Annotated in this window: 16 protein-coding genes; 7 read left to right on the top strand and 9 right to left on the bottom strand. The window is 41.1% G+C overall.

What is annotated here, in order from left to right:
• Positions 1-50: 50 nt before the first annotated feature.
• The gene (locus tag WKK05_RS26000) at positions 51-428 is read left to right on the top strand and encodes a CU044_2847 family protein (RefSeq protein ID WP_341525934.1); all 378 of its coding nucleotides are present in this window, start codon (positions 51-53) and stop codon (positions 426-428) included.
• A 478-nt stretch (positions 429-906) separates the two neighbouring features.
• Here WKK05_RS26000 and WKK05_RS25995 read toward each other — a convergent pair whose 3' ends face one another.
• The gene (locus WKK05_RS25995) at positions 907-1137 is read right to left on the bottom strand and encodes a type II toxin-antitoxin system RelE/ParE family toxin (RefSeq protein ID WP_341525933.1); all 231 of its coding nucleotides are present in this window, start codon (positions 1135-1137) and stop codon (positions 907-909) included.
• Entirely contained in the window at positions 1121-1432 is a 312-nt protein-coding gene (locus WKK05_RS25990; RefSeq protein WP_341525932.1) for a type II toxin-antitoxin system Phd/YefM family antitoxin, read from the bottom strand. The genes WKK05_RS25995 and WKK05_RS25990 overlap by 17 nt, the downstream gene beginning before the upstream one ends.
• 160 nt (positions 1433-1592) lie before the next feature.
• Here WKK05_RS25990 and WKK05_RS25985 point away from each other — a divergent pair, with 160 nt between their 5' ends.
• From WKK05_RS25985 to WKK05_RS25975, 3 genes are all read left to right on the top strand, one after another.
• On the top strand, positions 1593-4052 hold the full coding sequence (locus tag WKK05_RS25985; protein WP_341525930.1) for a GH116 family glycosyl hydrolase: 2460 nt from the start codon (positions 1593-1595) through the stop codon (positions 4050-4052).
• Positions 4053-6418: 2366 nt separating this feature from the next.
• On the top strand, positions 6419-6814 hold the full coding sequence (locus WKK05_RS25980) for a HetP family heterocyst commitment protein (protein WP_341525929.1): 396 nt from the start codon (positions 6419-6421) through the stop codon (positions 6812-6814).
• 1287 nt (positions 6815-8101) lie between these two features.
• On the top strand, positions 8102-8740 hold the full coding sequence (locus WKK05_RS25975) for a histidine phosphatase family protein (protein WP_341525928.1): 639 nt from the start codon (positions 8102-8104) through the stop codon (positions 8738-8740).
• A gap of 112 nt (positions 8741-8852) precedes the next feature.
• Here WKK05_RS25975 and WKK05_RS25970 read toward each other — a convergent pair whose 3' ends face one another.
• From WKK05_RS25970 to WKK05_RS25950, 5 genes are all read right to left on the bottom strand, one after another.
• Positions 8853-9284 (bottom strand): hypothetical protein, encoded by a 432-nt coding sequence (locus tag WKK05_RS25970; protein ID WP_341525927.1) that lies wholly within the window; start codon positions 9282-9284, stop codon positions 8853-8855.
• Positions 9285-9303: 19 nt separating this feature from the next.
• On the bottom strand, positions 9304-9723 hold the full coding sequence (locus tag WKK05_RS25965; protein WP_341525926.1) for a PIN domain-containing protein: 420 nt from the start codon (positions 9721-9723) through the stop codon (positions 9304-9306).
• Positions 9720-9992 carry a hypothetical protein gene (locus tag WKK05_RS25960; protein WP_341525925.1) on the bottom strand — a complete coding sequence of 91 codons (273 nt, stop codon included), beginning with the start codon at positions 9990-9992 and terminating at the stop codon, positions 9720-9722. Before WKK05_RS25960 ends, WKK05_RS25965 begins: the two co-directional genes overlap by 4 nt.
• Before the next feature lie 19 nt (positions 9993-10011).
• Positions 10012-10272, bottom strand: coding sequence for a hypothetical protein (locus WKK05_RS25955; protein WP_341525924.1), 261 nt, complete (start codon positions 10270-10272; stop codon positions 10012-10014).
• A 120-nt stretch (positions 10273-10392) separates the two neighbouring features.
• A complete protein-coding gene (locus tag WKK05_RS25950) occupies positions 10393-14574 on the bottom strand; it encodes a tetratricopeptide repeat protein (RefSeq protein ID WP_341525923.1) in 4182 nt (1393 codons plus the stop codon).
• Positions 14575-14939: 365 nt separating this feature from the next.
• Between WKK05_RS25950 and WKK05_RS25945 the strand changes: the two genes are divergently transcribed.
• Positions 14940-16070, top strand: a complete 1131-nt coding sequence (locus WKK05_RS25945; protein WP_341525922.1) for a succinylglutamate desuccinylase/aspartoacylase family protein — start codon at positions 14940-14942, stop codon at positions 16068-16070.
• A 173-nt stretch (positions 16071-16243) separates the two neighbouring features.
• Here the strand turns inward: WKK05_RS25945 and WKK05_RS25940 are convergent, their stop codons facing one another.
• Complete coding sequence (locus tag WKK05_RS25940) at positions 16244-17326, bottom strand: ATP-dependent 6-phosphofructokinase (protein WP_341531193.1); 1083 nt, start codon at positions 17324-17326, stop codon at positions 16244-16246.
• Between the two features lie 284 nt (positions 17327-17610).
• Between WKK05_RS25940 and era the strand changes: the two genes are divergently transcribed.
• Together era and WKK05_RS25930 are read left to right on the top strand one after the other, a co-directional pair.
• Positions 17611-18585 carry a GTPase Era gene (gene era / locus WKK05_RS25935; protein WP_341525921.1) on the top strand — a complete coding sequence of 325 codons (975 nt, stop codon included), beginning with the start codon at positions 17611-17613 and terminating at the stop codon, positions 18583-18585.
• 180 nt (positions 18586-18765) lie between these two features.
• Positions 18766-19443, top strand: a complete 678-nt coding sequence (locus WKK05_RS25930) for a response regulator transcription factor (RefSeq protein WP_341525920.1) — start codon at positions 18766-18768, stop codon at positions 19441-19443.
• An 87-nt stretch (positions 19444-19530) separates the two neighbouring features.
• On the opposite strand, the gene WKK05_RS25925 is transcribed toward WKK05_RS25930, so the two are convergent.
• Positions 19531-19758: a hypothetical protein gene (locus WKK05_RS25925; protein WP_341525919.1), complete on the bottom strand. Its 228-nt coding sequence runs from the start codon at positions 19756-19758 to the stop codon at positions 19531-19533.
• Between the last annotated feature and the right edge of the window lie 239 nt (positions 19759-19997).

Genomic DNA, 19997 nt, shown 5'->3' with positions numbered 1-19997 from the left:
GTCTGTTACAGAATAAGATAACGTAAATACACCTAAAATCTGAGAGCTTGATGTCGAACATAGAACGTTTAGTCTTTGAAGAAGACGGGGAAAAATATACAATTCTGTTCGAGTCAAAGGAAACGCCAAGTATTCCAGAAATAGTCACACCGGAGGTTGATGAAGATAAAGAATCCTACGGTTGGCGGGAAGAAGCATTTGTCAAGATTGAGGAAGTTCACCATCAAATTCGAGCTTATACCAAATATGCTATTGGCGCTTTTAAAAATTTAGGTGCAGCCGAAGTCGAAGAGGTGACTTTAAAGTTTGGCTTGAAGATAGGCGGGAAAACTGGTATCCCTTTTGTAACTGAAGGTTCGGCTGAGAGTAATTTTGAAATTGAGGTGAAGTGTAAGTTTCCTGAAAATAAGCAAAATTCCAGTAGTTAAGGTTTTGCTTTGGCAGAGATAAACTTTATACTTTCAGCTATGCTAAACATTACGGAAGCGATATCTCCGACGGGCTTTGCCTACGCCTTCCAATCACCATCATTGACCTTTGGATCTCGGATGTTGCAGTTCTGAGCATGAAAGTTTGAGTTCCAATCTCGGAGTTCCAAGTTCTGATCTCGGAGTTTCAAGTTCTGATCTCGGAGTTTTAAGTTTTGATCTCGGAGTTTCAAGTTTTGATCTCGGAGTATCAAGTTCTGATCTCGGAGTATCAAGTTCTGATCTCGGAGTATCAAGTTCTGATCTCGGAGTATCAAGTTCTGATCTCGGAGTTCTCAGTTTTCAGGGTGGGCGATCGCCACGCTTTGAACAATCAACATTCTTCTTCCTCGTCTACTTCCTCGCCTCTGAGCGGAGCTTGGGAACTATGACGTACATGAAGCACAAAAACAGTATCTTCTCGAATAGCGAACAAAATTCAGTACTTATTTCTTGACTTACCGTAAACAAGTTGACGAATTTCTTCAGCAAGTGCATCATTTTCTGGAGCTAAAGCGCAACGTAGAGGCTTTTCTTGCAGAGTAGCAATAGTATCCATCAACTCCCGAAACCATTTATCTGCATAAACTGGTTTGTGCTGTCTCAACCAAGAGTAAGCAGCATCAATTTCAGCTTTTGCAGTCTGAGTCACCCTAACTTGAAATGCCATACTTTTGCTGCATTTCTTGCTCAAATTCGTTAAGGGTACTTATTCTACCAGCCTCTACATCTTCAAGCCCCTGCTTAATTGAGGCGTAGGCGTAGCCCGTCGAAGACATCGCTTCCAATCTTTCCAAAGCATCCAGCAGTTTTTGGTAAGACTCTGCATCCTGAACTACAAGTTCGGCTTTGCCATTAACTGTCAGCACTACAGGCTTTCCTGTTTGCTTCATCTGCTGTAGGAATTCCAAAGTATTGCGTTTAAAGCTAGAGAGTGAATGAATGTCTCGATTAATGTTTAGCATAGAGTTGATTATGCATTAAACTTGCACTTAATTTAATGCTATCTGAAAGCTTCTGTCTAGTACAAATTTGTATTGGAAGCTAAAAACATTGTTTTACTTGAGAAAAATCGCACATCGCGCTAGTCTTCATTGACGTAACTGCACGCTGTGACATCAGGTGATGACAAATCAACCCTCTCCGAAAATCCCCGCTTACACTTGGAATCGTCCCATTGGTTTAGGTTGGGAAAAACCCTATACTGTCCGCTACGCTAGCAATATTGATGATGGGCCTTGGCATGGTATGCCTTTAGGTGGCTTTGGTGCAGGTTGCATCGGTCGTTCTTCGCGGGGAGACTTTAACCTCTGGCACATCGACGGCGGTGAACATATCTTCAAAAATATTCCGGCTTGTCAATTCAGTGTGTTTGAATCTAATGGCACATCTTCCCAGGCATATGCTTTGTCTACTCAATCAGCGGAAGATGATACTTTGCAAGCATGGAAATGGTATCCAAGGAGTAGAGGAGGGGGAGAGGGGGAGAGTGGGGGAGAACTTTCTTCTATCCATCAACAGAGGCTAACGGGAATTTATCACGCTTTGTATCCCCGTAGCTGGTTTGTGTATGAAAATGTATTTGAAGCAGAGTTAACTTGTGAGCAGTTTTCTCCGGTTTGGGCAGATAATTATCAAGAAACTAGCTACCCTGTAGCAGTGTTTCTCTGGAATGCTCATAACCCAACTGATGCACCTATTACTCTCAGCATCATGCTGACTTGGCAAAATACTGCGGGTTGGTTTACTAACGCCCTGAAATCTCCCCAAGTGCGGGTGCGTGATGATGGAAGTCCGGTTTACGAATATCAACCGCGCTGGGGTGAAAGTCAAGGCAACTATAACCAGATAGTTGAAGATACACAACATTTTGGTTGTGTTTTAGGACGGGTTGGTAGTGATGAACCTTTACAAGAAGGGGACGGACAGTGGTGTATTGCGACGCCGAAACATCCGCAAGTGGAGGTGTTTCACCACAGCTGCTGGAATCCTGAAGGTACGGGTGATGATGTGTGGCAAAGCTTTGCCGAAGATGGTTCTTTGCCTAATTATATAGATGCAAATCCAGCAGCAGCAGGCGAACAGTTAGGGGCTGCGATTGCAATTCGTTTCACTCTCCAACCAGGGGAGACTCTAGAAGTCCCCTTTGTTCTCGCTTGGGATTTCCCCATCACCGAATTTGCCGCCGGGGTTAATTATTACCGCAGATATACAGACTTTTTTGGTAAAGATGGTAACAATGCTTGGGCGATCGCGTCCACTGCACTACAAGAGTATCAAAGTTGGCGATCGCAGATTCAAAGTTGGCAAAAACCAATTCTCGACCGGGAAGATTTACCGTCTTGGTTCAAAATGGCTCTATTCAATGAGCTTTATGATTTGACTAGCGGCGGTACTCTCTGGAGTGCGGCATCAGAATTAGATCCCATCGGTCAGTTTGCGGTGTTAGAGTGCTTAGATTACCGCTGGTACGAAAGTTTAGATGTGCGGTTATACGGTTCTTTTGGGCTGCTGATGCTGTTTCCTGAATTGGAAAAGTCGGTGATGCGGGCATTTGCACGGGCAATTCCCCAAAGTGACGATACTCGCCGGGTAATTGGTTATTATTTAACAATTAAAGCCGAAAGTCCCCTTGCTGTTCGTAAAGTTGCAGGTGCAACACCCCACGATTTAGGCGCACCCAATGAACACGTCTGGCAGAAAACCAACTACACCAGTTATCAAGACTGCAATTTATGGAAGGATCTCGGTAGTGATTTTGTCTTGCAAGTATACCGAGATTTTCTGCTCACGGGTGCTGATGATGTAGAATTCCTCGCAGACTGCTGGGGTGCAATTGTCCAAACCCTAGATTATCTTAAAACCTTTGACAAAGATGGCGATGGTATTCCCGAAAACTCTGGTGCGCCTGATCAAACTTTTGATGATTGGCGGTTACAAGGTGTCAGTGCCTATTGTGGTGGTTTGTGGTTAGCAGCACTGGAGGCTGCGATCGCAATTAGCGAAGTTTTATTAATGAACCGCAGAGGCGCAGAGAATACAGAGGAGTTAAGAGTTCAAAAATCCACCTATGAAGCTTGGTTAAAACAATCTCGCCCAATCTATGACGAGAAACTCTGGAATGGACAATATTACAAACTTGATAGCGAGAGTGGTTCTGATGTGGTGATGGCAGATCAATTGTGTGGACAATTCTACGCCCGGCTACTGGACTTACCGGATATTGTACCAAGCGATCGCGCCCTCTCTGCTCTGAAAACTGTTTATGATGCTTGCTTCCTGAAATTCTGCAATGGTGAATTTGGTGCGGCTAATGGTGTTCGTCCTGACGGTTCACCCGAAAACCCCAAAGCTACCCATCCCTTAGAAGTCTGGACTGGGATTAACTTTGGACTGGCGGCTTTTCTTGTACAAATGGAAATGAAAGATGAAGCATTTAGATTGACACAATCTGTGGTAGAGCAAATTTACAACAATGGGTTGCAATTTCGCACACCTGAAGCTATCACCGCAGCTGGTACATTCCGTGCTAGCACTTACCTCCGGGCAATGGCAATTTGGGCAATTTACTTAGTCATTAATTGATTGATTGCCAATCTAAATAATCATAATCATCGTCAGTGGTTAGTTGCATTCGCTACTAACCACTATTAATAAATCTTTTGCACAGAAAGCAATATTAGCCTTAATAGTAATAGGTTTCAGCCATTTTTCAACAACAGATGTAAGAGAAAATGCTATGTGATTGGTGTGCTTAGTTATCAAATAGCTTGATATTAAATGTGCAACTTTAGCTACATACAGATATACATAGATAGTTTATGATACAAGTTTTTAAATATACTTCTTTTTGATAAGAAAGAGCAGAGTCTACATCTGTGATTTTATTTTCCGGGTGTTTCCGGAAACGGCAGAAAATTTAAGTAATCGTAAGAGTTGAAAGATTTAAAACTCAAAACTAATGTTTGAAAAAATGCAAATATTGGCAGGTTTAGCGATAAAGTTTCCTAATATACCCAAGAATATGTTCATATTTGACAAGTTCCAAGCCAAAAGAATCGATTCGTCGACTGTATTGATGTAAAAGTACAGTTATAAGTCGCCTCTTGCTAAAAACAGGTGTGACAAAAATAACTGCATTTAGCGATGTTTGCAGTTAGTAATTTGTAGTTTTGAGTACTAACTTAGGCTAAGTAAAAAGATGGATACTGGATAAACAGTAAATAAAAGTTTCATAAAGTATGAGATATTTATTGACGACGCGAATCAAAATTCTATCAGGACACAATAAATATTCCAGTGTAAACTGAGGCTGAGATTTCCTGGTAAAATGCTGTTTACCAAACTTTTACTCAAGAAAAGCCACTGGAAAATGATACCTAAGCAATGGGTGAGTCAAAACACAATTAATTGCGTTTTGCAGAGGCTGTTGGAATGATACAAAACCCAAACAGTGAAACAATTATCAACTTTTTCACGCTGTAACCGCCTAAACGGCAAAAGTTAATAAGCTAACTCAAAAAACCGGAATTTAACCAGGACTTACGTAAAATACCTCTCAAACTCTCATTCCTCTGTGGTCTCTGTGCCTCTGCGGTTCGATTCTTCCGTCACTTGTGCGTAAGTCTTATTAACTTTGAACTCCTTTTAGTCAATAAGAGTTAAAGGAACTGCATTTGATGCAGAACTTATCAATGAGATAAAACTGAGACACTTTAAATGTCACACTCTTAGAAGTGAAGCGATCGCACACTGATTATAAACCGCCAAATTCTGATTTTGGTTAAAACAACTAGCGCCCTAGATGTCAAACGAGAATGCCAGTTTCAGTAATAACCTAATTTAGATTAATCCGGGCTGCACAACTTTAATCATATTTCATCATATTTGTGGGGTTCATCACCTAGAATGTATCCTCGTTTTACACCGAGTATCTTTATTTGAGCAAGTCATTAATATCCTGGCTAATTGTTACTGAATCTACTTAGCAGCATTTAAATAAATTAGTTTTTATTATTTAATAACTCATCTAAAGCTATAAGCATAGCTTGCTATATTCTTATTGTTTAAAAAATCACATTATAGCTGTTTTGTGATATTTTAGTGTGCTTATAAAAATGTTTATTCAACATATCATAAATCTGTATTTTTAACAAGTTGTTGCATAGATTTATTAAACAATAATCATGAAAAATTTACGATAAACTTACATAAACTTATCAGAAAATTTTAGCTTTAACCTATAGCTGGTAAGCTTTTTTGTTCTAATAGATAACATTTTTAATCTATAAGAAATATGGAAATCATTTTCAACCACTACGGCTGAGAACACTTTTTTGTCACTATATATATTGTTTAATTTGTGGGGTCTAACACCCCATAGTTGATCATAAACATTTCGAGTATATTGAGAATAATCAAAGTTCCAAATTAATAGTCTGTGAGGGGTAACACCCCTCTCTAATTATTAAACAGGGACAAAATTCAAAGTTGCACATTACATAAGCAAAGCTTGAAATATGTTCAGTAAATTTAAGTTATTACCCTGTGAAATTAGCAAATGACGTTATAGCAGCAATATAGTATAAATACGAATATTGTTCTTAATGTTCAAAGATGAGATTTTTCCAAAAATAGCCTAATGAATATGCAAATTTACAGGACATCTCCTAATTATTTATCCAGCTTTTATATAATTAAATAGCTAGGAAAGAACAATTGAATTAGGAGTTATAAGACTTTAACTATGGGTAAAGTTATATCTACCAAGAGCTACACTTTAGCTTTTTCGAGTTTTTCCTTCTTAAGCATCTGCTAACGCCTCATTCCTAGCGTTTTTATAGAAGCAGTTAAGCATCTGTATAAAGGCTGAGCAGTTTGTAAATATCAACTGAAATACCAACAATCGCAGAAACTAGACTGGTTTACTTTATTCAAGAGAACTAAACACTATGAATCAAGACATTGCTAGCATTAGTAGTACCTTAGATCAAACAATGAAGTCTCAGCAATTTGACAAAGTAGTTGAAGCTATTCTTGCCGGAAAGTATTCTTGGGCTTGTGTTTTAATGCTGCGATTTGCTGGCTACAATCCTCTACATTACATTCCATACCGCACTTATAATCGATTACTCAAAGAAAACTCTAAGTCTAACCGAGTTAACCAACAGCAAAATGAAAATCTAAAAATAGTTAAACAGTCTAATGATACAAGGTCTGATAGCAATCTTTCAGCGACTTGTTTAACTAAAATAAAAGACATAGCTTATCTGGAAGTAGTTGGAAAACAAAAAACAGAAATTCGTAGTAACAATCTGGGTCAGAGGTTGGCAAAGCAAGCAAATTAATAAATACCAACCAAATGCCATTAAAGCCAGAAACTACTCAATATAGCAATCCTAAATAAATTGTAAAAAAATTCACCCCCCGGCTAACGCCGTCCCCCCTTACCAAGGGGGGACTACAGGGGGGTCGTAACAACCTCAAATTTTCACGAATGATTTAGGACTGCTATAAATTTCCTGAACATTCTGTCAATTTGATAAATAAATAGATTAAATCCATAGAATTTAGTCTCAAGTTGATAGATTGCTTGATAACCTACCATGCTAATTACAAATTTGTAGCATGGCAGGTTCTTTATATTAGAATGTTACTTTGCTGATTTTTAATTTATTATTTTGGATAAATAATAAATAGTACCCCGGAATGATTCAGGTATGGGTATCATCTATATTTGGTATTTATGCAAATCTTGTAGTTAATAATACTAAAGAATAGATGCTTACTTAATATCCAACAGCGGAATACATCTAGATATAGGCATTAATTAAGCTCCTGGCAAAAATATGCCAAAATGGCAAATATACAACGGTAAAATAGTATAAATTACATATAACAACTTAAATAAGACATAGAGGTAGTTGGCAAACAAATTCATTTTCAAAAATAAAATGAATAATTAGTTACGACCATGAAATATATCAAGCTGATTACTAAAGCAGTTAGTATTTCGTGGAGTAAATAACTCCTACACCAAGACTGACGATTCAACTGTTGCTGCTGGTGGTTTTATTTCCAAATAAGTTTGAGTAAAGAAAATTTGGAGCGGTGGATTCCCCCAATCTAAAATTTTTATGTCATCCGCTGATTCTGCAGACGGTGGAAGCATTACTCGTAAAGCTTTATGTACTGCGATTGGTGTTGCTTGATTTTCTCAAAATCGCGTTTAACACTAATGTCAGGAACGGAAATAGAAAGGCTACAGGAAAATCGTTGTCATGGCTGGTAGAACTTACAGCTAATACGCTTCTCTGACAACTAAACATAATTCTAGTCCTCCCAACCAGGATTATGTCTGTTTTGTAAATTTGTAATTTATATCGTAATTACTGGAAGCTCAAAAACTTGAATAGCTTCCAGTTTTTTATGTGTCAATAAAAAACATAAGCTAGTTTAAAAATATATCTGCGGGAAGAAGCGATCGCTCCACGAAGCACATCGCTGTATACTTGTTACCTTATAACATCAAAATTATCAAAAATTTGTAGTAAGATACCACAGGTATTAATTATCCTCAGCTAGTTCTGGTTGTTAGCGCTTCTCAATTTAAAATCGATGAGAATATATATACTGTGAGTCTAACTCTTTACTTCCTCCGTCACGGGCAGACAGAATGCAGTCGTAATAATTCCTTTTGCGGTTCTATAAATTCAGAACTTACCCCGGAAGGATTGGAAATGGCAAAGGCTTTTGCATCTGCATACAGTTCTAAGCCTTGGAATGCAATCTTTTGTAGCCCAATGCAGCGAACTGTGGAAACAGCGAAACCTCTGTATACAGCCATCGGGATGGAACCACAACTACGGGATGGTTTGAAAGAAATTAACTATGGTAAGTGGGAAGGTAAAACACCAGAAATAGTTAGCCGCGAATATCATGATGATTATATACGTTGGTCAGCCGATCCGGCTTGGTACGCCCCAACTGGTGGGGAAATGGCAGTTACAATTGCTGCTCGTGCTATACAGGTAATTGAAGAAATTAAGCAGCTTTATAGTAGTGGGAATGTTTTAATTGTTTCCCACAAGGCAACTATTAGAATTATGCTGTGTAGCTTTTTAGGTATTGATGTGGGACGCTTTCGGTTTCGTTTAGGATGCCCTGTGGGGTCAGTCAGTATTGTAGAATTTACTTCACATGGCACACTTTTGCAAGCTTTGGCAGACCGTACTCATTTGGATGAGCGTTTGCGAAATTTACCAGGGACATGAGGGGAGACGCGATTATACTCTTACGAGAAGCCGCTCTTCGAGCGTCTACGCTTCTGTACAAGAGTTAAGAGTTATTATTTTTGTCTCCCTTGTTTCCTTTGTATCTTTGCTCTCACTCACTATCTGGCTCAGTATACTTGCAGAAGACGTTTATCCCAATTTTCAAAATATATAACACCACAATTGTAGCGATCGCAGCATCCATCGGTATTCCATTTACTGCTGCAACTGCCACCAGTGAACCAATAATACTATTAAGCAGAGAAGCACTACCAGGGTTCTTGGTGTATTCTTTGATTTTGCCCTGTAAACCATCATCACCACAGATTTCCGCGCGGATTTCATTGAGGGTGAGTTGTAAAAGAGATTTTTTGCCCTTACCATAATCTGTTTTGCCGACTTTCTCTTGCCAAAGTGCATCAAAACTTGCTTCTAGATTGCCATTGTGTTGTTGCAGAGTAGTAAGTGCATATTGCGCTGGGGTGTCGTTTGGCAAAAGTTGCTGAAGTTCTTGGATTTCGACAGGGGTTAATTGGGCATTCATATATATTTAACTTAATTATTTATGGAGTAGTTGTTAGTTCCTGAATCAACTCTTCAGGTGTGATAATTCTGGGAGTAGCAACTGGAAAATCTCTAGGGTTGCGAGTAATAATAGCATCTAAGTGATTGAGTACCGCAGCGCTGTATTGAATAGCGTCTTCAAAATCTCTAAAGTTAAGGTTTAGTGCCATGTTGATTGCAGTACTGTCTACGGTAGCTATACGGCAGAAGTTGACCAACTGCCTTAAATAAGTAAGTGTCCACTCTCGACCTCTTGCTCTACGGATGATGTAATACAAATCACTAAAAGTTGAGGCGGAAATATAACCTTCTACCTGTCCTTGCTCAACTAGCACCAGCACTTGTTCGCTTACCTCTAGAAAAGGTTCACGCTCAAGGGCATCATCTACAATGATGTTGGTGTCTAACAAGATTTTCACAGATTATGTTTCTCCTTTAAAGCTTCCCATCGGGCTTGGTCTGGGTCAAAGTCTGGTGGTGTTGGTGGGGCATTTTCAAATAAACCTTCAAATGCTTTTACTTTAGACTTTCTTCTCGGCTTTTCTGGCTGTGACTCAGTAGAATTTTCCAAGGATGGAACTGGCTGCAAAATAATCACTTCCACTTTTCCAGGAGCAATATTTAGAGGTTCGTCAATAATTAAATGACCTGATTCATCAATTGTGGCGTTGAGCTTGTAGGCTTGCATACTTTTGCCCTTTTTGTTTCTAGGATAAAACACTGCTGCTGTAAATGTTGCGTAGGGGTACATCGTAGACATCGCAGTTCTGAATAACTAGCTTGTCGTCACCAACATTACGATATTGGTCACCAACATTACGATATTGGTCACCAACATTACGATATTGGTCATCAACATTACGATATTGGTCATTAACATTACGATGTTGGCCACTAACATTACGATATTGGTCACCAACATTACGATATTGGTCATCAATATTACGATGTTGGTGGCAAATGCTCATGCATCGCTCTTTAGGGTAGTGCGCTCTGTGCGTAGGCGTAGCCCGTCGTAGACATCGCAAGCAATGCTTAAATAAAACTTATGAATGATTTGACGTTGGCAATAAATCTTGCACTGCAACCTACGACTCTGTTTCTAGCCTATCTCGCGCTGTCCAAATTGCCTTGCGATACTCTCCAGCACACTCTTCACCCGTCGCCTCGCGCCAAATGGTTTGAAACTGGCTTTCTCCTAACTGCTTGAGCATACGGGCTAAAGCATGGATATAATAACCAATCCCATCTTGATTATTATGCTTTAGTTCAATAGCCAAAGCACGAATGTAAATTTGCAAAGCCTCAGCGTAATTTTCTTGAGCTTCTAAAACCCTTCCCCACTTACCCAATGTTTGTGAAGCCCAATACCAATCGCGGAATTGCTCAAAAACTTTATAGGTTTTTTGATAATAATCAACAGCCACATCAAACTGCCGTTGCTCTTCGGCTACCATGCCCAGTTGGTGATATTCACTAGCAGCACTGTACAAATCCCCGGCATCTTCTCTTATCTTCAGCGCCTTGTTGTAGTAATCAACAGCCACATCAAACTGCCGTTGCTCTTCGGCTACCATGCCCAGTTGATGATAGTCACTAGCAGCCCTGTAGAAATCCCCGGCATCTTCATATATCTTCAGCGCTTTGTTGTAGTAATCAACAGCCACATCAAACTGCCGTTGCTCTTCGGCTACCCTGCCCAGTTGGTGATATTCATCAGCAGCATTGTACAAATCCCCGGCATCTTCATATATCTTCAGCGCCTTGTTGTAGTAATCAACAGCCACATCAAACTGCCGTTGCTCTTGGGCTACTATGCCCAGGTGATGATATTCTCTAGCAGCACTGTACAAATCCCCGACATCTTCTAATATCTTCAGCGCCTTGTTGTAGTAATCAACAGCCACATCAAACTGCCGTTGCTCTTCGGCTATCCTGCCCAGTTGATGATAGTCACTAGCAGCACTGTACAAATCCCCGGCATCTTCTCTTATCTTCAGCGCCTTGTTGTAGTAATCAACAGCCACATCAAACTGCCGTTGCTCTTGGGCTACCATGCCCAGTTGGTGATATTCTTTAGCAGCATTGTACAAATCCCCGGCATCTTCATATATCTTCAGCGCCTTGTTGTAGTAATCAACAACCACATCAAACTGCCGTTGCTCTTCGGCTACCCTGCCCAGGTGGTGATATTCTCTAGCAGCACTGTACAAATCCCCGGCATCTTCAAATATCTTCAGCGCCTTATTGTAGTAATCAACAGCCACATCAAACTGCCGTTGCTCTTGGGCTACTATGCCCAGGTGGTGATATTCTCTAGCAGCACTGTACAAATCCCCGGCATCTTCATATATCTTCAGCGCCTTGTTGTAGTAATTAACAGCCACATCAAACTGCCGTTGCTCTTGGGCTACTATGCCCAGTTGGTGATAGTCACTAGCAGCACTGTACAAATCCCCGGCATCTTCTTTTATCTTCAGCGCCTTGTTGTAGTAATCAACAGCCACATCAAACTGCCGTTGCTCTTGGGCAATATTGCCTAGATTATGATTAGCAGTGGCAATTTTGTTATTCACTGAGGAGTCATTTACAGCTATCAGTTCATCCAGAATTTCTTGATAGACTTTCCTTGCCCCTTCCAAGTCAGCACTTTGAGCGGCTTCATTGGCATCTTCAATCCGTAGATATATCCAGAAATTCAAAGCATCTTCACCCTTTGCTTTGGCATCTGTCAAATGAATACCAATATGCCTCAGCGTCCGTTGTCGCAGTGACTTAAATTCGGGTTTGCGCCCTATGCGCTTATACACTTCTCCCAAGGCTTGCAGAATCCATTGTGCATAAGCCCATTCCTGCTGATGTTCAGCAAGGCGCAGATTTTGCAACAGATTTGGTTCTTCCACCCGCAGCACAAAAGTTGCTAGTTCTGCGTTGCTGATGAGTTTCTCACGGTAGCTATCCGCCAAATAAGCGTAGAAAATCAGCAACTTTTTTTCGAGTTCGTTAATCACCTCCTGGGAAGTAATTGTGTTTAACTGCTGGCGCAAATACCAAGGTAGTGCTGGGTGAATTTTATAGATACTCTCACCCAAATACTCCAAAATACCTGCGGCGGCGGCTTCGTTGAGAATTCTCATCCAATCTGGTTTTTGCAAGTTCTCCCCAAACACCGCTTGATAAGCTTGTCCATAGCTATCATCAGGATTTTTTGAAAAACTATGCAGCCAATGTGCATTAACCCGTTCCGAAAACAGCGCCAAAAATGGTAAATGCTGACGTGTTCGTTCTGACAACTTGGCAAAGGAATAATCCAACGACACAGTAAGAGATTTTTCTCTCCCTTCTTCCTCTTGTCCCCTAAAAGTATCTAACCCCCGCCGCAGCGCCTCAATTAACTGCACAGGTGTCTGTGTCTTTAAATGCGGCAACACCACCCGCAAAGACAACGGATGTCCCCCCAACAATTTCAACAATTCTAAATACTCTGCTGGTAGGTTCTTTCTCTCCACACCCACGGTTTGCAAAATCTTCGCGGCTAACTCTTGGGCATCCGCTTGAGACAACCCCCGCAAGTTGATTAAACTATACCCACAATCTAGCCAAAGTTCTTCGCGGCGACTGGTAATTAATACCCAAGATTTCCCACCCCGCAATTCTTTAAGAAACCGCTTCAGCTTGTTTCTCTCTTCCCCACTCAATAATGGTTCATTCCCCGTAGGGAAACCGTTGACAGGTTCAAAGTTATCCCAAATCAACAAGCAAGGATTAGTTTGCAGATATTCCCGCACCACATCCTCTTGCTGTTTTGGCATCATTTGGGAAAATCTCTCACCTCCTAACGCCCTCCCAATTTGGTTAATTACCTGACTCAACCCCGCACCCTGTTCAAAGGAGGTGAAGAACATACCACCTGTACGTCCTTGAGTGTCATCTAACCATCGGGCGAAACCTGCGGCTAACTCAGTTTTACCAACGCCGCCCATTCCCTGCACCAAAACCAGATGATTTTGCCGAAATGCTCTCTCTAAACGCAAAATCTCATAATCCCGCCCAATAAAACCATAAGCACTTTCATCAGGTAAACCTACAGCCTTGCTATTTTCTGGAGTGTTGTCTGCTTGCGCCATCAAATCGGCAAAACTGGGTGCTGTCTTTTTAGGAACAAAAGGCGTATAGGGTTCCTGCTGATACAACACCGGCACAAGCCAATCTTGTAAAGGTAAATTTCCTTTGGGGCTGGGGCGCATTTTGTCAATAGACATGGACTTCCGCCCAGCTGCAACGGCTGTAGCGATACACTCTCCCCTGACTAATTCCCCATACAACCGCCCAATAAAGTGTTCTGCACCTTTGGCGTAAACTGAATACGCCATCGCTACCACACCCTTAGCCCCCAATTTCACCAACTGTCCCGCCACAGAAGAAAAAGCTTCTTCGCCTACTTGTCCAGACTTGCAAGCATTCAGTACAAAAATAGGCACACGGCAATCTGTTAAATATTGGGCGATTTCTCTAGCGCTGACAGCTTGCTCATTTCCCTGTTCATCCTCAAAGACTAAAACTCCCTGTGTCTCGCTGTCAAAATTCCCATGTCCATCAAAATGGACGATATGATAAAAACCCTTATGCGCTTGCAGTTCCGCTTCAAATGCTTTCAAGCTAGGGGGACGCAATACCTTAAGATTGACTCGCTGACGTATCGGTTGCAGCGCCGCCAGCAGGGGACGGGCAATGGTTTTAAACCCAACATCTTGCTCACCTTCAGGACGGGCAATAACTAGTAAAATATTCAGTTGGTCATTGGGCATTGCTGGCAATGGCGCTTTTACGCCCTGACTGCTGAGACTGCGATACATCCCCGCCAGTGAAGGTGCAAGAAATTGATAATCGGGGGAATATAGCAACTCCCAAGGCAAATTCAGCACTTCGGCGTTATCAGAAATGATACCCAGTTCACATTTATCTAGCCCTTCACGTGTCGCTTCTTGAAAAAACTCTCTTCCTTTCTCTGTACTGCGAAATACTAGCTCAAATAGCTTTTGTCCCCAACGCTGTAATTTTTGTTCAATTTTTACAGCGTTATCTGGAAAAATACCGTAAGGAAACTTTAGATAATCTTCTAAATACCAGCGTAACTCAGCTGCGTTTTCTTCATCGAAGGGTTGCTGGAAGGCGACTTCTGACGCAAAACGAGGACTTTCATATCCGCGTTGCCAAGAAAGTTGGATTTTGTCGTCTTGATGCGTAATCCGCAACCAATTCTGCGCCATAGCTACTGCCAACACTAGTTAATGTGATGCTAACTTATCCTAGTAATTCACGCAGAGGTTATGTGATTACTTGTTAAACCTGAAGAGTTTCTTCTCCCCGCAAGCCGTGTGTCGAATTACCCTCCTTAATCCCACGCCACTTGCTTCAACGGAGGGAACCTCCGCAACGCAGTGGCTCCCCTTATAAAGGGGGGAAACCGGAAAATCTAGTTCCCTCCCCTTTCCAAGCGATGCCCTGAGCTTGTCGAAGGGGGGAGGGTTAGGGTGGGGTAAAACTCTGGTAAATCAGCAAATTCTATTGGGCTAGGGTTTGAATTCAGTATAGATACAGCGATAATTTACTCAAATCATTACTGAATTGTTTTATGCTTCCTATTATTGAAACTATTGCTTTACGTCAAATGGCTTCGGGCGATCGCCTATACTTACAAGTATACAAATTCATTGGCGCTCAACCCGGTAAAAAGGTTTACATTCAATCAAATCTGCACGGTGCAGAAATTGTTGGTAATGCTGTCATTCACCAATTAATTGAATTTTTATTAACACTAAATGCTACAAGTTTAGTGGGAGAAATTTGGCTGGTTCCTGTTTGTAATCCAATGGGGACGAATGAACGCGCTCATCATTTCTCCCCTGGAAGATACTGCGTTTATGAAGCCAAAGACTGGAACCGCATTTTTTGGGACTATGAGAAAGAAGCTGATGATTTAGTAGCCTTTACTAAATCTCAACTTCACATTGATCTAGAGGTCGTTCGACAAAGTTATCTAACTACAATTAAGCAACAATTCGCCAAAATTTTAGAAAAAATTAATTCTTCTGTGGGTGTACCTTATACTGAGCTATTTCGTTACAAACTACAAAGTCTCAGTTTAGATGCAGACTATTTGATTGATTTACATAGTTCTACAAATCAAGCGTTAAACTACCTTTTTTACTTCCGAAATCGAGAAGACAGTGCAAAATACTTCTTGTTCAATGACGGAATTTTATTAGATAAATATGATGGCGATGCTTTTGACGAAGCGTTTATCAAACCTTGGTTAGCATTAGAAGCTTGTTTTCAAGAGTTGGGTAGAGATATCAGATTTGATGTCGAAGCTTGGACACTAGAACTTGGTGCAGGAATGCAGATTAATCCTGATTCAGTTGCTAAAGGTGTCTGGGGTGTGAAAAACTATTTAGCACAAAAGGGTGTATTGCAGATTTCTGGTTTTCCTGTAGAGGAGACTAAATCTCATAAAATGAAGTTTAGCTCCAGAAGTAAGATTACAAAATATTATGCGATCGCTGGGGGTATGATTCAATCTCGAATTGAATTAGGTAGTTCAGTCAAAGCTGGAGACAGAATCTATCAAATTCTCAGTTTTAATAAAGAAAGTCAATTACCGAGTGTAATTGATGTCTGCGCTCAACAGCATGGATTGGTTTATGATGTTTCAACCAATCATGCTGTCAATGAAGGTGAGTTTGTGTTGGGGATTGTGAGTTAGGGGATGGGGCATTGGGCATAGATATTCATGTAATTGTCATCACATACTAAACATGAAAATTTTTTTCCCTAAATCATCACAAAGACGCGATAAATCGCCGTCTCTACAAAAGACTAATTATTGTAGAGACGGCGATTCATCGCGTCTCTTGCCTTAACCGAACAGTATTGAGTTTAGTCTCCTAAATAAATACCCATGCCACGAGCGGTTTTTACTAAAGTGCCATTCGGATCGACGGCGCTATAGTGAGCGATCGCTTCGGCAATTGGTACACTTAATACTTGACGATTTTGCCATGTGACCATGCGATCGTATTTACCCTCGGCAATGAGATTAACCGCCGCAACGCCAAAAGCAGTTGCAACTAATCTATCTAGTGGTGAAGCAGTTCCACCGCGTTGAATGTGTCCTAAAACAGTAACTCGCGTTTCTACACCAATGTGCTGAATAATTTTATCGGCTAAATATTCACCAATTCCACCGTATCGAGATTGACCTAAACGATTTGTAATCGTGACATTTTCGCCATCATGGGTGCGAACAGCTTCAGAAACAATAATCAAACAATAGTTTTTGCCTTTCTCTTGGCGTTCTTTGATTTTGTGACAAATATGCTCAACTGTGTAAGGAATTTCTGGAATTAAAATTACATTTGCTCCCCCAGCAATTCCCGCAGCTATAGCTATGTGTCCAGCATCACGCCCCATGACTTCTAAAATCATGACTCGGCTATGACTGGCAGCGGTAAAATGTAACCGATCTAATGCTTCTGTGGCGATATTCACAGCCGTATCAAAACCTATCGCGTGTTCAGTAACACCAATATCGTTATCAATCGTTTTGGGAATTCCAACTAGGTTAATTCCGCCTTGTTGTGCAAGACGGCGGAGAATTGCCAAACTACCATCGCCGCCAATACCAATCAAAGCGTCTAAACCTAGCTCATGGTAACCTGCAATAATTTCTTCGGAGCGATCGCATACACTTCCATCCGGCATCGGAAAAGCAAAGGGATCGCCTTTATTCGTTGTTCCCAACATTGTGCCACCAGCAGTCAGGAGCGAATCCACTTGATCAATTTCCAACTTTGTAAATTGTGGTGGACGCGCCATCAATCCTACAGTAGCTTGACGAATTCCCAAAACATCCCAGCCGTAAGTACTCACAGCACAATTTACTACAGCCCTGATCACAGCATTTAAGCCAGAACAATCTCCTCCACTGGTAAGAATTCCAATGCGCTTACGTTCTCCCATGTCTTTTTTTGACATTTTGATCCAAATATATTGAGTAGTGGATTAAACTTAAGCCGGGGTTAAGAGATTAAACTTCAGCAAAAGCGATACCCACAAATGCCAAAGCTAATTTTATGTTGGTTTTGTATCTAAAAACCAAACCAAGTTATCCCAGGTGTAAAATATGAGTGTAAAGACAGTAGTAGATTAAACCTCAGCAGAAGCAATACTCAAAAATGCCAGCCAGGGTAATTCTATGTTTGTTTTGCGTCTCAGAGAAAATCAACTTATCCCAACTGTAAAATATGAGGGTGGAGCCAAAGGTGACTAGTATTGATGATTACATCTTCTCTTTTTCAGGAGAAGTAACAATCCCCCAGGCTCCTCCTGAGTTTAAGTCAGGTTTTATCGGCATTATTGGTCGCCCGAATGTCGGTAAATCTACTTTGATGAATCAATTGGTAGGACAAAAAGTTGCGATTACATCACCAGTAGCACAAACGACACGTAACCGATTGCGGGGTATTTTAACGACGCCAGAGGCACAGTTAATTTTTGTAGACACCCCAGGAATTCATAAACCTCATCATCAATTGGGGGAAGTGTTGGTGCAAAATGCCAAAATTGCCATTGAATCAGTTGATGTGGTGCTGTTTGTGGTAGATGGAACGGTAGCTTGTGGTGCAGGCGATCGCTATATTGCTGATTTGCTCAGTCACAGCAACACACCGTTGATAGTCGGTGTGAATAAAACCGATCAACAGCCGTCAGATTCTCAGCTTTTAGATGATAGTTACAATTGGATGGCCGAGTCCCATGAATGGGAAATCGTGAAATTTTCTGCCAAGACTGGTACAGGGTTACCAGAACTTCAACAATTATTAATTAAACATTTAGAAACTGGGCCATTCTACTATCCCCCAGACTTGGTAACAGACCAGCCAGAGCGCTTTATTATGGGCGAACTAATCCGAGAACAAATTTTACTATTAACTCGTGAAGAAGTACCCCATTCAGTTGCGATCGCTATTGACCAAGTAGAAGAAACTCCCAATATTACCCGTGTACTGGCTACCATTAACGTCGAGCGCGATTCCCAAAAAGGCATACTCATAGGTAAAGGTGGCTCAATGCTCAAAGCCATTGGTAGTGCAGCTCGTGAACAAATTCAAAAGCTAATCGCAGGCAAAGTTTACCTAGAACTATTTGTGAAAGTCCAGCCAAAATGGCGACAGTCGCGCATCAGGTTAGCAGAGTTAGGCTATCGCGTGGAAGAATAGAAAATTAGTCAAGAGACGCGATGAATCGCGTCTGTACAAGATTCATAGAGTAGAAACGCGATTCATCGCGTCTCTACAAGAGTCAGGAGTCAGAATAAATTTTCCCTAAGTGAATTTTGAATTTTGAATTGATTTATCTCCTCCTCCACTTCCCACTTTCCCACTCCCGACTCCTAAAAAATGTCTCCAGATACCAGCTACTCCTTAAATCTGCCAAACGATACTCCTCCGTTGCGGGTGTTGATTGTCGAAGACGATCCGATGATGCAACTGGGACTAGAACAGTCATTAATGGCTCACCCACACTTAGAGATTGTTGGGCAAGCGGAAGATGGTTATTTGGGAGTTCAAGCAGCACTACAACTTAAACCTGATGTAGTAGTGATGGATATTGGCTTACCGCGACTCGATGGGATTGCCGCCACACAACAGATTAAGGCAGCTTTGCCAGACACTCATGTAGTGATGCTGACATCTCATCAAACGGAAACAGAAATTATTGCTGCCCTGTCTAGCGGTGCGGATGCATATTGTATTAAAGGTGCAAGTGTAGAACGACTGTTAAATGCGATCGCGGCCGCAGTTGATGGTGCAGCTTATCTCGATCCTCAAATTGCTCGGCGAGTCATTGATAATCTAAAACCCCCCTCACCCGCTGGCAATACTGCTAACCTATCTGGGCGCGAATTAGAAGTTTTGAAATTAATGGTGGATGGGTTAAGCAACCCAGAGATTGCCGAAAAGCTCTATCTTAGTCCGAATACTGTCAAAACTCATGTCCGGGGAATTATGAATAAACTCGCCGTTGATGATCGCGTACAAGCAGCAGTTGTGGCATTGCGATCGGGTTTAGTTTGATTAAAAGACGTTGCAATTATATAAATCATGACTTAGAAAAAATTTAACAACCTAAGAAGCGAACAATACGTTTTAGTTCAAGATGCATTAGAAATTGTTGGGGTCTAAATCAGTGGGAAATAACAAAATTTCTTTACCCACTAGCTTTGCCTGCTCGTAGAGCAAAATAGCCTTTCCCAATGAACAGTATTTAATAGGAACCCATCTACTGTCGCTGTAATAGTAGACAGTTACTCGACTAGTTGCATACTCGTTTAATGGTAATGGAGTATACCAGCACGAGTTGACAGTTTGAGATTCACTTGTCGCTTCCATGCATTGAACCTCACCCTTTAAACTTCCTTCGCCGACATGAGTATATTTACTCTCACCCATCTAAAGCAGTGATGAGAACTATCGTAAGTGATAACTTCTATTCATCATCAGAGGTAAATTAAATTTTGAAATGTGCAGTCTTTCCTTTGTCCTAGAAATTCTAATACTTGCTCACGAGCTATAAAGCTCATCGGTCAGTATCAAAGACTCGTTCACAAGTTTTATTCACTAAGTGCAAT

This window comes from Nostoc sp. UHCC 0302 (assembly GCF_038096175.1).
Classification (GTDB): Bacteria; Cyanobacteriota; Cyanobacteriia; order Cyanobacteriales; family Nostocaceae; genus UHCC-0302.
Note: the sequence above shows the minus strand (reverse complement) of the source record. Positions and strands in the feature narration are given on the sequence as shown.

Coding starts and splice junctions, on each gene's coding strand:
- WKK05_RS26000 (WP_341525934.1), top strand. CDS start 51: ATGTCGAACATAGAACGTTTAGTCTTTGAAGAAGACGGGGAAAAATAT.
- WKK05_RS25995 (WP_341525933.1), bottom strand. CDS start 1,137: ATGGCATTTCAAGTTAGGGTGACTCAGACTGCAAAAGCTGAAATTGAT.
- WKK05_RS25990 (WP_341525932.1), bottom strand. CDS start 1,432: ATGCTAAACATTAATCGAGACATTCATTCACTCTCTAGCTTTAAACGC.
- WKK05_RS25985 (WP_341525930.1), top strand. CDS start 1,593: ATGACAAATCAACCCTCTCCGAAAATCCCCGCTTACACTTGGAATCGT.
- WKK05_RS25980 (WP_341525929.1), top strand. CDS start 6,419: ATGAATCAAGACATTGCTAGCATTAGTAGTACCTTAGATCAAACAATG.
- WKK05_RS25970 (WP_341525927.1), bottom strand. CDS start 9,284: ATGAATGCCCAATTAACCCCTGTCGAAATCCAAGAACTTCAGCAACTT.
- WKK05_RS25960 (WP_341525925.1), bottom strand. CDS start 9,992: ATGCAAGCCTACAAGCTCAACGCCACAATTGATGAATCAGGTCATTTA.
- WKK05_RS25955 (WP_341525924.1), bottom strand. CDS start 10,272: ATGAGCATTTGCCACCAACATCGTAATATTGATGACCAATATCGTAAT.
- WKK05_RS25950 (WP_341525923.1), bottom strand. CDS start 14,574: ATGGCGCAGAATTGGTTGCGGATTACGCATCAAGACGACAAAATCCAA.
- WKK05_RS25945 (WP_341525922.1), top strand. CDS start 14,940: ATGCTTCCTATTATTGAAACTATTGCTTTACGTCAAATGGCTTCGGGC.
- WKK05_RS25940 (WP_341531193.1), bottom strand. CDS start 17,326: ATGGGAGAACGTAAGCGCATTGGAATTCTTACCAGTGGAGGAGATTGT.
- era (WP_341525921.1), top strand. CDS start 17,611: ATGAGGGTGGAGCCAAAGGTGACTAGTATTGATGATTACATCTTCTCT.
- WKK05_RS25930 (WP_341525920.1), top strand. CDS start 18,766: ATGTCTCCAGATACCAGCTACTCCTTAAATCTGCCAAACGATACTCCT.
- WKK05_RS25925 (WP_341525919.1), bottom strand. CDS start 19,758: ATGGAAGCGACAAGTGAATCTCAAACTGTCAACTCGTGCTGGTATACT.